The 14,486-nt window shown below is 63.9% G+C and carries 14 protein-coding genes; 3 read left to right on the top strand and 11 right to left on the bottom strand.

The window, feature by feature from the left end:
- Positions 1 to 99: 99 nt before the first annotated feature.
- Positions 100 to 582: an FKBP-type peptidyl-prolyl cis-trans isomerase gene (locus E0702_RS14075; RefSeq protein WP_132044915.1), complete on the bottom strand. Its 483-nt coding sequence runs from the start codon at positions 580 to 582 to the stop codon at positions 100 to 102.
- Between the two features lie 223 nt (positions 583 to 805).
- Between E0702_RS14075 and E0702_RS14080 the strand changes: the two genes are divergently transcribed.
- Positions 806 to 1,087, top strand: coding sequence for a hypothetical protein (locus tag E0702_RS14080; RefSeq protein ID WP_132044917.1), 282 nt, complete (start codon positions 806 to 808; stop codon positions 1,085 to 1,087).
- A gap of 152 nt (positions 1,088 to 1,239) precedes the next feature.
- Here the strand turns inward: E0702_RS14080 and E0702_RS14085 are convergent, their stop codons facing one another.
- From E0702_RS14085 to E0702_RS14130, 10 genes are all read right to left on the bottom strand, one after another.
- A complete protein-coding gene (locus tag E0702_RS14085) occupies positions 1,240 to 1,707 on the bottom strand; it encodes a glycine zipper 2TM domain-containing protein (protein ID WP_132044963.1) in 468 nt (155 codons plus the stop codon).
- 295 nt (positions 1,708 to 2,002) lie between these two features.
- Positions 2,003 to 3,595, bottom strand: a complete 1,593-nt coding sequence (locus E0702_RS14090) for an isocitrate lyase (RefSeq protein ID WP_132044919.1) — start codon at positions 3,593 to 3,595, stop codon at positions 2,003 to 2,005.
- 319 nt (positions 3,596 to 3,914) lie between these two features.
- Entirely contained in the window at positions 3,915 to 4,352 is a 438-nt protein-coding gene (locus E0702_RS14095) for a GNAT family N-acetyltransferase (RefSeq protein ID WP_240721766.1), read from the bottom strand.
- 43 nt (positions 4,353 to 4,395) lie between these two features.
- Positions 4,396 to 5,586 carry a cupin domain-containing protein gene (locus E0702_RS14100; protein ID WP_132044923.1) on the bottom strand — a complete coding sequence of 397 codons (1,191 nt, stop codon included), beginning with the start codon at positions 5,584 to 5,586 and terminating at the stop codon, positions 4,396 to 4,398.
- On the bottom strand, positions 5,583 to 6,947 hold the full coding sequence (gene purB, locus E0702_RS14105; protein ID WP_132044965.1) for an adenylosuccinate lyase: 1,365 nt from the start codon (positions 6,945 to 6,947) through the stop codon (positions 5,583 to 5,585). Before purB ends, E0702_RS14100 begins: the two co-directional genes overlap by 4 nt.
- Before the next feature lie 70 nt (positions 6,948 to 7,017).
- Positions 7,018 to 7,659 (bottom strand): high frequency lysogenization protein HflD, encoded by a 642-nt coding sequence (gene hflD / locus E0702_RS14110; RefSeq protein WP_132044925.1) that lies wholly within the window; start codon positions 7,657 to 7,659, stop codon positions 7,018 to 7,020.
- Positions 7,656 to 8,786, bottom strand: coding sequence for a tRNA 2-thiouridine(34) synthase MnmA (gene mnmA / locus E0702_RS14115; protein ID WP_132044927.1), 1,131 nt, complete (start codon positions 8,784 to 8,786; stop codon positions 7,656 to 7,658). The genes hflD and mnmA overlap by 4 nt, the downstream gene beginning before the upstream one ends.
- 94 nt (positions 8,787 to 8,880) lie before the next feature.
- Positions 8,881 to 9,330 carry an NUDIX domain-containing protein gene (locus E0702_RS14120; RefSeq protein ID WP_132044929.1) on the bottom strand — a complete coding sequence of 150 codons (450 nt, stop codon included), beginning with the start codon at positions 9,328 to 9,330 and terminating at the stop codon, positions 8,881 to 8,883.
- Positions 9,327 to 9,983, bottom strand: coding sequence for a pseudouridine synthase (locus E0702_RS14125; protein WP_132044931.1), 657 nt, complete (start codon positions 9,981 to 9,983; stop codon positions 9,327 to 9,329). Before E0702_RS14125 ends, E0702_RS14120 begins: the two co-directional genes overlap by 4 nt.
- A 181-nt stretch (positions 9,984 to 10,164) precedes the next feature.
- Complete coding sequence (locus tag E0702_RS14130; protein WP_132044933.1) at positions 10,165 to 12,402, bottom strand: NADP-dependent isocitrate dehydrogenase; 2,238 nt, start codon at positions 12,400 to 12,402, stop codon at positions 10,165 to 10,167.
- Positions 12,403 to 12,639: 237 nt separating this feature from the next.
- Here E0702_RS14130 and icd point away from each other — a divergent pair, with 237 nt between their 5' ends.
- Both icd and clpS read left to right on the top strand, forming a co-directional pair.
- Entirely contained in the window at positions 12,640 to 13,896 is a 1,257-nt protein-coding gene (gene icd / locus E0702_RS14135; RefSeq protein WP_132044935.1) for an NADP-dependent isocitrate dehydrogenase, read from the top strand.
- A 200-nt stretch (positions 13,897 to 14,096) separates the two neighbouring features.
- Positions 14,097 to 14,420 (top strand): ATP-dependent Clp protease adapter ClpS, encoded by a 324-nt coding sequence (gene clpS, locus E0702_RS14140; protein WP_132044937.1) that lies wholly within the window; start codon positions 14,097 to 14,099, stop codon positions 14,418 to 14,420.
- Positions 14,421 to 14,486: the final 66 nt, after the last annotated feature.

A 14,486-nucleotide genomic window follows, 5' to 3' on the forward strand; every position in this document is an offset into this window, starting at 1 on the left:
GTTCGCCAGGTAAATTCGCCATGAGCATGTAAATTCGTCATGAAAAAGGGGCAGCCGATCGGCTGCCCCCTTGTGATGCGGTAACGGTTACCGATGAGCTTAGTGCTCGTGGCCGCCCTCGCCGTGTACGTGGCCGTGCTCGACTTCCTCTTCGCTGGCTTCGCGCACCGAGGCGACCTCGACGTCGAAGTTCAGGGTCTGGCCGGCCAGAGGGTGGTTGCCGTCGACGGTGACGGTGTCGCCGCTGACCTGGGTCACGGTGACCATCAGTGGGCCGCCCTCGGTCTGGGCCTGGAACTGCATGCCGGGCTCGATGCTCTCGACACCCTGGAAGGCGTCACGCGGCACTTCCTGCACCAGCTGCTCCTGCTTCTCGCCGTAGCCCTCTGCGGGAGTCACGGTGGCATTGAGCTTGTCGCCGGCGGCGCGGCCCTCAAGCTCCTTTTCGAGGCCCGGAATGATGTTGCCGGCGCCGTGGAGGTAGGTCAGCGGCTCGCGGCCTTCCGAGCTGTCCAGCACTTCACCTGCGTCGTTGGTCAGGGTGTAGTGGAACGCGACAACGGAATTCTGCGCAATTTGCATTATTGAAGAACCTTTCGGTGAGTGCATGTCAGCGGCATGGTAACGCGACAGGCTCGATGCTGTCAGGGGGAAATGGGGCATTTTCAGGATTGGCGGCTTCATCCTGAGCCGTGTTCACTCGTGTCGGGACGCCCATTGGGTGCTTGCGTCGCCACGGTGGCGAGGCTAACCTAGCGGCCACCCGAATACCCCCATGTAACTCAATCGATGCCCGGAGACCTCCATGGCTGAAGTCGTGATCTGGTTGATAGCCTTTGCTGCGATCCTCTTTCTTTCCCTCAAGCGCTGGCCCTCGCTGAGCCGCTCCCTCGACGGCATGCTGCCCCAGCCAATGAAGACCGGCGGTGACAACAGCGTGGTCTGGAGCCTGGCCCTGGCCATGCTTGGTGCGACCGCCCTGGTGCGTCCCGTGGACGTTCTGATGACCGTCATCCTGCTGGCCCTGCTGGCACTGATTGGCGTCAAGCTGGGCAGCTGGGCCATGAACAAGGTGGATTTCCACTAAGCGTTCGCTCCAGCCGGCTACACTGGCGACTCGCCAGTGTAGCCGGTTGTTTCACCAGCTGGTTGCCCCATGAGAAAGGCCCGCGGATCGACACCGCGGGCCTTTCTTGTCAGGAGCTGATGATTCGGGTCAGCGCCACCGACCCCAAGCCATCAGTAGGGAGCGACGCTGACATTGCGTCCGCTGCCGATCAGGCGCACGCGCTGGCCGACCTGAAAGGCCTGGTCGGCCTTCTGCACCACCACGATGTTCATGCCGTCGTCACGACGAATCTCCATCTCCCAGGCGGTGACCCGGTTAGTGGACTCCTCGATCTTGCTGCCCGCCACGCTGCCGGCGATGGCGCCAGCCGCGGTAGCCAGGGTGCGACCGGAGCCGCCGCCGACCTGGTTGCCAAGCAAGCCACCGATCACGGCACCGCCGCCGGTGCCGAGGATGCCGCCTGCGCGGCTGTCGGCCTGCACCTGCACCTGACGCAGGGCCTGAATGGTGCCGAAGCGCACGGTCTGCTCGGCACCGACCTGATTGCTGCTGTAGACGTTGCCGCCCATGGAGGCGGTGTTGGCGCAACCGGTCAGGGTCAGTGCGCCGATGGCAAGTACGGGAAGAAGACGTTTCATGGGAATCATGCAAGACCTCCTGGGGCATTGATCGGGAGTTCACCGTTCGATGACACCCTGGGGTGTAAGGGAACAGTGTTCTATTAGGCCGCAGTCTACCTCGCGTTGCCATACATGGCCAGTGCCGAGCGGGTGCTTGCTGCCAATTCTAGCCCGCCAGAGGATGAGTCGCGTAGTTCTTGGCTCGGGTAACGGCGGCTTGTGGCATGGCGTCCGGGCATGAAAAAGGGGAGGCATATCGCCTCCCCTGAATCTCCTTCTGTTCAGCCGCTCAGCTGTTAACCGTCCACCCGGGCTAGAACTGGTTCATGGTGTTGTCCTTGCCACCGGCCTTGAGGGCCGCGTCGCCGTGGAAGAACTCCTTGTGGTCATCACCGATGTTGGAGCCTGCCATATCCTGATGCCTGACGGTGGCGATGCCCTCGCGGATCTCGCGGCGCTGTACGCCCTCCACGTAGGCCAGCATGCCCTCATCGCCAAAGTAGCCCTTGGCCAGGCTGTCGGTGGACAGTGCAGCGGTGTGGTAGGTTGGCAGGGTGATGAGGTGGTGGAAGATCCCGGCATCGCGAGAGGCATCGCGCTGGAAGTTGCGGGTCCACTCGTCGGCCAGCTTGGCGAGCTCGGTGTCGTCGTACTCCGGGCTCATCAGCTTGGCACGGTCGTAGGCGGAGAGGTCCTTGCCCTCTTCCTGCCAGGCATCGAATACCTGCTGGCGGAAATTCAGCGTCCAGTTGAAGGAGGGACTGTTGTTGTAGACCAGCTTGGCATCGGGCACCGCCTGGCGAATACGGTTCACCATGCCGGCAATCTGGCCGACATGGGGCTTCTCGGTCTCGATCCAGATCAGGTCGGCACCGTTCTGCAGGCTGGTGATGCAGTCCAGCACGACACGGTCTTCGCCGGTACCCGGCTTGAATTGATAGAGGCCGGAGGCCAGGCGCTTGACCTTGACCAGCCTGCCATTCTGCTTGATGACGACATCGCCGTTATTGATGTCCTCTGCCTTCTCGATGACGTCGCCATCGAGGAAGCTGTTGTACTGGTCGCCCAGATCACCCGGCTCGTTGGTCACGGCGATCTTCTGGGTCAGGCCTGCGCCCAGGGAGTCGGTACGTGCCACGATGACGCCGTCATCAACGCCGAGCTCCAGGAAGGCATAGCGAACGGCGTTGATCTTGGCCAGGAAGTCCTCATGGGGCACGGTGACCTTGCCGTCCTGGTGGCCGCACTGCTTCTCGTCGGAGACCTGGTTCTCGATCTGGATGCAGCAGGCACCCGCCTCGATCATCTGCTTGGCCAGCAGATAGGTGGCCTCGGCGTTGCCGAAACCGGCATCGATATCGGCGATGATCGGCACCACATGAGTCTCGTGGTTGTCGATCGCCTTCTCCAGCTCGCTCACCTTGGCGCTGTCACCGGCCTGCTTGGCTTCTTCAAGCGCCCGGAACAGGTGGTTGAGTTCCCAGGCATCGGCCTGGCGCAGGAAGGTATAGAGCTCCTCGATCAGACCGGATACGGAGGTCTTCTCGTGCATGGACTGGTCGGGCAGCGGGCCGAACTCGGAGCGCAGAGCGGCGACCATCCAGCCGGAGAGGTAGAGGTAGCGGCCCTTGGTGGTGCCGAAATGCTTCTTGATGGAGATCATCTTCTGCTGACCGATGAAACCGTGCCAGCAGCCAAGTGACTGGGTGTACTTGGCGCTGTCGGCATCATAGCTCGCCATGTCGTCGCGCATGATCTTCGCGGTGTACCTGGCGATGTCCAGACCGGTCTTGAAGCGGTTCTGGGCACGCATGCGAGCGGCATTCTCGGGGCTGATGTCCGCCCATTTGCCCTGCATGGCTTCACGAAGCTGGGACAGTGCCTTGATATCTTCCTGGTATGACATGGGGCCATCCTCTCTCAGGGGTGATCGCTGGGGATCGGTCGCTTGCCGGTGTTCGGTGATGCTGCACCTGCGAAGTCATTGGAGTGTCATCGCTGCTGCCTTGGTCCAAGGCTGGCAAATTGAAACGAATGCAGGGGGGGGGATGAAGAGCCCCGTGGACTTGCGCTCGTTGATTCGCCTTGTTCAGCACTATGGCCCATGACGATGCGCTGCAACAATCGCCCCTTTGGGTAAGGAAGCGTTGTAACCCGACTACACGGCGCCCCCTAGCGGGGGCTTTCCTGTAGTGATTTTTCGTTTGAACGGAGTAGAGGGCGACTCAGCGGTCGCGGAGGGAGAGACGCATGTTGCGGTGGGGGATACCGGCGTCGAGAAATTCCGGTCCGTGGGCCTCGAACCCCAGCCGGGCGTAGAAATCCAGGGCGTGGGTCTGGGCGGCCAGCGCCACGGCAGGCTGGCCTTGACGTCGTGCCGCCTCGATGGCGGCGCGCATCAGCGCGGCGCCGACCCCCAGGCCACGGGCGTTCGCAAGCACCGCCACCCGGCCGATATGGGCATCGGGCAGCAGCCGGGCGGTCCCCACGGGCAGGTCGTTCCACAAGGCCAGGAAGTGGCGGCACTCCTCATCGCGACCATCCCACTCCTCCTGCCGCGAGACGCCCTGTTCCTCGACAAAGACCTCACGGCGAATTTCGGTGGCATCGGCCCCCAGCTCATCCCAGCTGCCTTCGCGAATTTTCAGTGTTTGCTGTTGCAATATGACGACTCCTGGCGAAACGGTGCCTGCCCCTTGCCCCTTGCTACTCCTCGAGCTCGCTCGCCCAGGCCAGGCTTCCGGCATCGAGGAGGGCGGCGAGCAGGATGTCGGCGCCTTCGTGAGCCAGTACCTCGGCATCCAGCGGCGTCTCCGAGGCGACCAGACAGGCCAGTGCAAGTTCACACTCGGCGCCGTCGCCGTCGGCGAACAGCGTGGCACGCCCCTCGCCTAGGTCCCGCCAGGCCAGGCGTGACCCCGGGCTGCGCAGTAGCTCCTCGCCCTGCTGTAGTGCGGCGACAAGCTCGGCCGGGTCGGTGGGCTCCTCATTGGGCACCAGCTGATCGACATACTTCGGTTGGGTCATGACACGACCGAACCACTGGGCGATACGCGCGGGATCGTCCAGGGTATCGAGGAGGAGATGGCGCATGCGCTCGATGGCGGCGTCGTCGAGCTCGCCGGGATCATTGGGTGGCGTCATGCCGCTGTCGGAGTAGCGCAGCGAGTCGGGGAGCTTGTCACCCAGGAAGTCGGCGAAGGAGGCCAGCGACTCGTCGGCCGAGGGGGCGCGGAAGCCCACCGAGAGGGTCAGGCAGTCGTCGGACTGGCTGACGCCATGGTGGGCCCAGCCCGGTGGCAGATAGAGCATGTCGCCGGGCTCCAGCACCCAGTCATCGCCTGGTTCCACCGTGAAGTTCTCGAGGATGCGCAGATCGATGCCGGGGATAATGGAGGCATCGTCGGCGACCCGACCGCCCAGCTGCCAGCGGCGACGCCCCATGCCCTGAAGCAGGAAGACATCATACTGGTCGACGTGGGGACCGACACTGCCGCCCGGCGGGGCATAGCTGATCATGATGTCGTCGAGGCGCCAGCGGGGCAGGAAGGTGAAGCGTTCGAGCAGCTCCGCTACCTCGGGCACATAGTGATCCACCGCCTGCACCAGCAGGCTCCAGTCGCGGTCGGGGAGCGCCGCGAAGGTCGCATCACTGAAGGGGCCATGAGTGACCCGCCAGGGGCGGGGCTGGCCCTGATCGTCACGGCCATGCTCCTCGACCAGACGTGCCTCGATACCCTCCTCGCAGGCGAGCCCGGCCAGCTCGTCGGGCGAGAGCGGGCACTGAAAGTCGGGGAAGGCACCGCGAATCAGCACCGGCTTCTGCTGCCAGTAGTCGCGCAGGAATTCGGCGCTGGTGAGAGCGCCGAGCATGGTGAGCGGTGTCTCGGGGCTCATAGGCTTCTCGCCTGCTCGGCGGCATTGCCGATATAGGTGCCCGGGGTCAGCGCCTTGAGCTCGGCCTTCACGGGGGCGGGCAGCTCAAGTGTATCGATGAAGGCTTTGAGCCCAGCCTGATCGATGCGCTTGCCGCGGGTAAGCTCCTTGAGCTTCTCATAGGGCTTTTCGATGCCGTAGCGGCGCATCACCGTCTGGATCGGCTCGGCGAGCACCTCCCAGCTGGCATCGAGATCCTCGGCGAGGCGCGTCGGGTTGGCCTCGAGCTTGCCGATACCCTTGAGCGATGCCTCGTAGGCGATCAGGCCGTAGGCCAGGCCGACGCCAAGGTTCCTGAGTACCGTGGAGTCGGTGAGGTCGCGCTGCCAGCGCGAGATGGGCAGCTTCTGGGCCAGGTGGCCGAGAATCGCGTTGGCGAGCCCGAGGTTGCCTTCGGAGTTCTCGAAGTCGATGGGGTTGACCTTGTGGGGCATGGTCGAGGAGCCGATCTCGCCCTCGACGGTCTTCTGCTTGAAGTAGCCCAGCGAGATATAGCCCCAGATGTCGCGGTCGAAGTCGACGAGAATGGTGTTGAAGCGACACACCGCATCGAACAGCTCGGCGATATAGTCATGGGGTTCGATCTGGGTGGTGAAGGGGTTGAAGGTCAGCCCCAGGCCCTCGACGAAGGTGCGTGCGTTGGCCTGCCAGTCCACCTCGGGGTAGGTGGTCAGATGGGCGTTGTAGTTGCCCACCGCGCCGTTGATCTTGCCGAGGATCTCGACGCCCTCGATCTGCTTGAGCTGACGGCGCAGGCGGTAGGCGACGTTGGCCATCTCCTTGCCCAGGGTGGTGGGGCTCGCCGTCTGACCGTGAGTACGCGATAGCATCGGCAGGTCGGCATGCTCATGCGCCAGGCGGGCGATCTGGTTGGCCACCTCGTGCATGGTTGGCAGCAGGGTCTTGAGGCCGTCGCTCAGCATCACCCCATGGGAGAGGTTGTTGATATCTTCGCTGGTACAGGCGAAGTGCACGAACTCGCTGACGGCGTGCAGTTCCGGCACCTCGGCGATACGCTCCTTCAGGAAGTACTCCACTGCCTTCACGTCGTGGTTGGTGGTGCGCTCGATGGTCTTGATGCGCTCGGCATCCGCCACGGAGAAGTCGCGGATCAGCTCCTCGAGGAAGGCGGTGGCCTGAGCGGAGAGCGGCGGGACCTCGGTGATGCCGGGCTGTTCGGCCAGGCGCTGCAGCCAGCGGACCTCGACGATGACTCGGGCACGGATCAGGCCGAACTCGCTGAAGTGTTCGCGCAGGCGCTCGGCCTTGGTGCCGTAACGGCCATCCACGGGGGAGAGGGCGGTGAGAGCGGAGAGGGGCAGCTGGGACTGGGCTTGCATGGGCATATTCCGATTCGTGAAGGCGTTGAGCATCGTGTAGGAGGTGGGCGGCTCAGGCGAGCCGGTCCAGGGATTTCTTCAGGGCGCCGCGCTGAATGATCAGCTTCCAGCGTCGGCCGCCCTGCTGGTGCCACAGCAGGGCGAAGCGGATGCCGGCGAGCAGGCAGGCGCGCACCCGCTCCGGCATCATGCGACTCTGCAGCAGCGAGGGGTCGCCCTGGACAACGATACGGGTCTTGAAGGTGGAGAGTGTCTCCTGGTAGGCCTCGCCGAGGCTGGCGATAACGTTCTCGTGGGTGTCGCCGAAGTGCTCGGCCTGGCCCTGGATACGGGTCAGCTTCTCGCCGAGGGCATCCATCATCGTCGTGTTCTGGCGCAGCTTGTTCATCAGCAGCAGCAGTGTGAACCCATAACGCAGCACCACCGGGTTGGCCTGCTTGCGGCCGACCACCCCTTCGAGCGAATCCAGGCCACGGCGCAGGTTGTTGGGGTGGCCACCGTAGATCGCTTCAAAGCTGTCGGGGTTGGTGTCCAGGGTGGCGCGGATCAGGGTGTCCCAGGCGCGGGGGTCGACCTGGCCGGTGCGTGCCAGCTCGTCGACCTGGCTGGCCGCCTGGAAGACCCCGGCCAGGGCCAGGGCCTGACGTGTCGTCGGGTCGTTCGGGACGCGGTGGATCGGGGTGGAGGCGCTCATGAGGCCACCTCCGCGGCGTTCCAGGCATCACGAATGACGCCACCACCGAGGCAGATTTCGCCATCGTAGAGGACCAGCGACTGCCCCGGCGTCACCGCGCGCTGTGGATCATCGAACGCCACCACCACGCTGCCATCCTCCTGACTCTGGAAGGTGCAGGGCACGTCGGCCTGACGATAGCGGGTCTTGGCGGTAAGCCGGCCCTTGGTTGCCGGTGCCACGCCGGCTACCCACTCCATGGACTCGGTGGCCAGGGTGTCGGTGTAGAGCAGCCGATGATGCTTGCCCTGAACGGCTATCAGCACGTTGCGCTCGAGGTCCTTGGCCGCCACGTACCAGGGTGCGTCGGGGTGATTGGCCAGTCCGCCGATGCCAAGCCCCTGGCGCTGACCGAGGGTGTAGTACATCAGGCCCATGTGCTCGCCGATCACCTCACCCTCCGGGGTTTCGATTACTCCAGGCTGCGCCGGCAGGTACTGCTGGAGGAAGTCGCGAAAGCGGCGCTCGCCGATAAAGCAGATGCCGGTCGAATCCTTCTTGCGTGCCGTGATCAGGTCGTGGCGCTCGGCGATGTCGCGCACCTCGGGCTTCTCCAGCTCACCCACCGGGAACAGGGTGCGGGCGATGGCGGCCTCGGGCACGGCGTGCAGGAAGTAGCTCTGATCCTTGTTGGGGTCGAGCCCCTTGAGCAGCCGCGGGCGGTCGTCGCCGTCGAGATGACCGCGAACCTGCCCTTCACGCACATAGTGGCCGGTGGCGATCTTCTCGGCGCCGAGCATCTCGGCGTACTCCAGGAACACCTTGAACTTGATCTCGCGGTTGCAGAGGATGTCCGGATTCGGTGTCCGCCCGGCCTGGTACTCGGCCAGGAAGTGCTCGAAGACGTTGTCCCAGTACTCGGCGGCGAAGTTGGCGGTGTGCAGGGGAATGCCGAGCTTCTGGCACACGGCCTCGGCGTCCGCCAGGTCCTCCTTGGCGGTGCAGTATTCGGTGCCGTCGTCCTCGTCCCAGTTCTTCATGAACAGGCCTTCGACCTGGTAGCCCTGCTCGAGCAGCAGCAGAGCCGAGACGGAGGAGTCGACGCCGCCGGACATGCCGACGATCACCTTGCCTGGGGTGGCGGTCATGGGCGCCCTCGAAATCGGTGAGACATAAATGGGGCGAGATTATACCTGAATCGAGCGGGAAGCTCGAAGAGAGGCGCTCCGCGCGTAGCGTGGGTCAGCGCTCGTGGATCACATCCATCGGGTAGAAACGCCCGGCCAGGGCGTCACGGATGCGGCGAAGTACCAGGGGGCTTCTGAGGCGCCCCTCGCGCCCCAGCGCCTCGATCTGCTCCAGGGTCAGCCAGTGTACGGCGAGGATGGCGGGGTCGGGTTCATGTCCCATGTATGCCAGTGCCATGCCCAGGAAGGCATGGCTGTGAAAGGTTAGGCCATCCGGGGTCTCGAGGATATACATGCCCAGGTAGTCGCTGATGCCGACCCGCCAGGCGGTCTCTTCTTCCACCTCGCGCAGGGCGGCATCGCGAATCCGTTCACCGGGTTCCAGGTGGCCGGCGGGCTGGTTGAACAGCGTCTGAGGCCCGCCGCGATCTTCCTCCACCATCAGGAAGGCGCCGGCGCGTTCCACCACGCAGGCCACGGTCACATGGGGGTGCCAGCGGCTCATCGTCTGCCTCCTCGCTTGTCGCCGGGTCGCCGCCCGGGAGGGCCACCGCGTGGGTCGCGGGTTCGCCCGTGGCGGCGTCGTTTTGCCGTTGCGGCTGGGGCATGCAGCGTCTCGCGGCGCCACTCTCCCGGCGCCAGGCCATCGAGTCGCCAGGGGCCGATGGCTACCCGAACCAGGCGCAGGGTCGGGTGGTCGACATGGGCCGTCATCCGGCGCACCTGCCGGTTGCGCCCCTCATGGATAGTCAGTTCCAGCCAGGTCGTGACGGGGTGGCGCCTGGGGTCCAGCGGTGGATCGCGTTCGGCGAGTCCGCTCTCTGCCAGGCGACGAACCTTGGCGGGCAGGGTCATGCCGTCGCCGAGCTCGACGCCCTGGCGTAGCGCCTGCAGGGCCTTGTCTCCGGGGTCACCCTCTACCTGCACGCGGTAGACCTTGGCTTGCTTGTGGCGTGGATGGCTGATGCGGTGGATTAGCTCCCCATCGTCGCTGAGCAGCAGCAATCCCTCTGAATCGTGGTCGAGACGGCCGGCGGGGTAGATTCCGGGCACGTTGATCACGTCGGCGAGGGTGGCGCGTCGCTCTCCCGATGGTGGAGCACGGTCGGTGAACTGGGAGAGCATGCGGTAGGGTTTATGGAGCAGGTACAAGTTCATGGCAGCCCCTCTGCTTTTAAGTGCCAAGTGCCGAGTGCCTGATGCCGGAAGTGGCCGGTGTCATAACGCGACGGCTCCCCTCCGCCGGAGGGCGGAAGGGAGCCGAAGCGTCATCCGCCCCATCCCTGTCGGTTCGTACCGATAGAAGGAGTAGGGCGGCGAGTCACCGTGTGACGGTAGCTCAGCCCTTGGCGACCATCGCCAGGGCCTCGTTCAGCGTCTTGCTGGGACGCATGACGGAGCGCGCCAGCTCGGCATCGGGATGATAGTAGCCCTTGATATCGACCGGCTGACCCTGCACGCCGTTGAGCTCCTCGAGGATGGTCTGCTCGTTGGCCTTGAGGGTCTCGGCCAGGCGCCCGAAGCGCTCCTTGAGGCCGGCGTCCTGGTCCTGGGCGGCCAGGGCCTCGGCCCAGTACAGCGCCAGGTAGAAGTGGCTGCCGCGGTTGTCCAGCTCGCCCACCTTGCGTGAAGGTGACTTGTTGCTCTCGAGGAACTCGCCGGTAGCCTTGTCCAGCGCATCGGCCAGCAGGGTCGCGCGCTCGTTGCCGAACTGCTTGGCGAGGTGCTCCAGGGAGGCACACAGGGCAAGGAACTCGCCGAGGCTGTCCCAGCGCAGGTGGTTCTCCTCGAGGAGCTGCTGCACATGCTTCGGTGCGGAGCCGCCGGCGCCGGTCTCGAACAGGCCGCCACCCTCCATCAGAGGAACGATGGAGAGCATCTTGGCACTGGTGCCGAGCTCGAGGATCGGGAACAGGTCGGTCAGGTAGTCACGCAGGATGTTGCCGGTCACCGAGATGGTGTCGAGGCCACGCACCACACGCTCCAGGGTGTAGCGCATGGCGCGGACCTGGGACATGATCTGGATGTCCAGGCCCTCGGTGTCGTGCTCCGCGAGGTAGGTCTTGACCTTCTTGATCAGCTCGTTCTCGTGGGGACGATAGGGGTCGAGCCAGAAGACCGCCGGCATGCCCGAGTCGCGGCAGCGGTTCACGGCGAGCTTGACCCAGTCGCGGATCGGCGCATCCTTGACCTGGCACATGCGCCAGATATCACCCTCCTCGACATTCTGGGAGAGCAGCACTTCACCGGTCTCCAGATCGGTGATGTTGGCGACACCCGCCGCCGGGACCTCGAAGGTCTTGTCGTGGGAGCCATACTCCTCCGCCTTCTGGGCCATCAGGCCGACGTTGGGCACGGTGCCCATGGTGGCCGGGTCAAAGGCGCCATGCCACTTGCAGAAGTTGATCATCTCCTGATAGATCCGGGCGAAGGTGGACTCCGGCATGACCGCCTTGACGTCCTTGAGGCGGCCGTCGGCGCCGTACATCTTGCCGCCGGCACGGATCATGGCGGGCATCGAGGCATCAACGATCACGTCACTGGGCGAGTGGAAGTTGGTGATGCCGCGTGCCGAGTCGACCATCGCAAGCTCGGGGCGCTCGTCGTGACAGGCGTGAAGGTCGCGGATGATCTCGTCGCGCTGGGCCTCGGGCAGGGTCTCGATCCTGTCGTAGAGGTTGGCCATGCCGTTGTTGACGTCGACGCCAAGCTCGTCAAACAGCTCGCCATGCTTCTCGAAGGCATCCTTGTAGAACATTCTCACGCAGTGGCCGAACACGATGGGGTGCGAGACCTTCATCATCGTCGCCTTGACGTGCAGCGAGAACATCACGCCGGTCTTGCGTGCGTCCTCGATCTCCCGCTCGTAGAACGCGAGCAGCGCCTTCTTGCTCATGAACATGCTGTCGATGACTTCACCCTCGAGCAGCGAGACGTGGGGCTTGAGCACGATGGTCTCGCCGCTCTCGGTGATCAGCTCCATCTTCACGTCACGCGCACGGTCCAGTGTCATCGACTTCTCGCCATCGTAGAAGTCGCCTCCATGCATGTGTGAGACGTGGCTGCGCGAGGCCTGGCTCCACTCACCCATATGATGGGGGTACTTGCGGGCATACTCCTTGACCGCCTTGGGAGCGCGACGGTCCGAGTTGCCCTCGCGCAGCACCGGGTTGACGGCACTGCCCATGACCCTGGCATAGCGCGCCTGGATCTCTTTCTCTTCTTCTGTGCTGGGCTCGTCCGGGTAGTCCGGGAGGGGGTAGCCCTGGCCCTGCAACTCCTTGATGGTGGCCCGAAGCTGCGGCATGGAAGCACTGATGTTGGGCAGCTTGATGATATTGGCTTCAGGGGTCTTGGCCAGGGCACCCAGCTCGGCCAGGTGATCCTCTACACGCTGATCCTCCGCCAGATAGTCGGGGAACTGGGAGAGGACGCGGGCGGCCAGGGAGATGTCGCGGGTTTCCACTTCGATGCCGGCGGCGTCCGTGTAGGCGTCGATGATCGGCAGCAGCGAGTGGGTCGCCAGCGCAGGCGCCTCGTCGGTGAACGTGTAGATAATCTTGGGCGTTTGGGACATGGGCGTAGATCTCTCTGGTCACTGCGTTGGCGGGAAATGGGGGCATGCATTACAGGGCGCCCTCCAGTGAGGCCGGTACTCTATCATGATTGTCGACAAGTGTCCCGGCAGGCCTCCAGGCCTTGCTCGGTCAGGGGGCGGGAAGGGGCTGTGTTGACCGCACGGGTCCTGTACGCCACTCGGTAGGCTCGATGCTATACTTCGCTCTCCACTGAACCGACCAAGCGGGGAGTTCTCATGGAGTTTCAGAAGATTGTCACGCCTGACGGTGGCCAGAAGATCACCGCCAATGCCGACAACAGCCTGAATGTACCGAACGAGCCGATCATCCCGTTTATCGAGGGTGATGGCATCGGTGCCGACGTCACTCCGGCAATGATGATCGCCATCGATGCCGCCGTGCAGAAGGCCTACAACGGTGAGCGCAAGATTCACTGGATGGAGGTCTATGCCGGCGAGAAGGCCACCCGCGTCTATGATGCCGATACCTGGCTGCCGGAAGAGACGCTGGAAGCCGTCAAGGAGTATATCGTCTCCATCAAGGGGCCGCTGACGACTCCGGTGGGGGGCGGTATCCGTTCGTTGAACGTGGCACTGCGCCAGAAGCTCGACCTCTATGTCTGTCAGCGACCGGTTCGCTGGTTCGAAGGGGTGCCGAGCCCGGTGAAGCAGCCGGGCGATGTCGATATGGTCATCTTCCGCGAGAACTCCGAGGACATCTACGCCGGCATCGAGTGGAAGGCCGGGTCGCCCGAGGCCGACAAGGTGATCAGGTTCCTGCGTGAGGAGATGGGAGTCACCAATATCCGTTTCCCGGAGGAGTGCGGCATCGGGGTCAAGCCGGTCTCTGTCGAAGGCACCAAGCGTCTGGTGCGTCAGGCCCTGCAGTACACCATCGATAATGATCGCGAGTCGCTGACGCTGGTGCACAAGGGCAATATCATGAAGTTCACCGAGGGCTCCTTCAAGGACTGGGGGTATGAGCTGGCCAGGGAGGAGTTCGGTGCCGAGCTGCTCGACGGCGGCCCCTGGATGACCATGAAGAACCCCAAGACCGGCAGGGATATCGTCATCAAGGACGTGATCGCCGATGCCATGCTGCAGCAGATCCTGCTGCGCCCTGCCGAGTATGATGTGATTGCGACCCTTAACCTCAACGGTGATTACCTCTCCGACGCCCTGGCGGCGGAGGTGGGCGGTATCGGCATTGCGCCGGGCGCCAATCTCTCCGACACCACCGCCATGTTCGAGGCGACCCACGGCACCGCGCCGAAGTATGCCGGCCTGGACAAGGTCAACCCCGGATCGTTGATCCTCTCCGCGGAGATGATGCTGCGGCATATGGGCTGGGTCGAGGCCGCCGATCTGGTGCTCAAGGGTATGGAGAAGGCGATTGCCAAGGGGGAGGTGACCTATGACTTCCATCGCCTGATGGATGATGCCAAGCTTCTCAAGTGCTCCGAGTTCGGTCAGGCGGTCGCCGATAACATGTAAGGCGACCCTGCAAGGCAGGCCCCCGTCCGCCGCCTGGTGGACGGGGGCCTTGCGTTGTGCCTGACGGTTCGAGGAGGTCGATGAACCCCGCCGGCGCGGCGACGTCCAATCGTCAGGACGTTCTGTCAGGTCCGGCACAGTCGAGACGAATGATGCCCCCTATGTTTGTGCAGATGTTGGCAGTAGGAGTGCACGGCGGCATGACACGGCCCCCGGGTACCGACGAGGGTGGCGACCTGGCGGTGCAGACCGCCGATCCGCAACTGGCGACACCGCCGATGTACAAGGTGGTGTTGCACAACGATGACTTCACCCCCATGGAGTTCGTGGTGGAGGTACTGCAGTCGTTCTTCCATCTGGATAGTGAGACCGCAGTGCAGGTGATGCTGACGGTCCATACTCAGGGCAAGGCCACCTGTGGCATCTTTACACGCGATATTGCCGAAACCAAAAGTCATCAAGTCAATCAATATGCTAGAGAGTGTCAGCATCCGCTGCTGTCGGATATAGAAGCGGCGGACTGACCACCCCGGACATGGTTGCGACGGGTGTGATATCGCCTGCCGTTGGTGAGCAAGCTTGCAACGGTG

This window comes from Halomonas marinisediminis, from assembly GCF_004347715.1.
GTDB lineage: Bacteria > Pseudomonadota > Gammaproteobacteria > Pseudomonadales > Halomonadaceae > Halomonas > Halomonas icarae.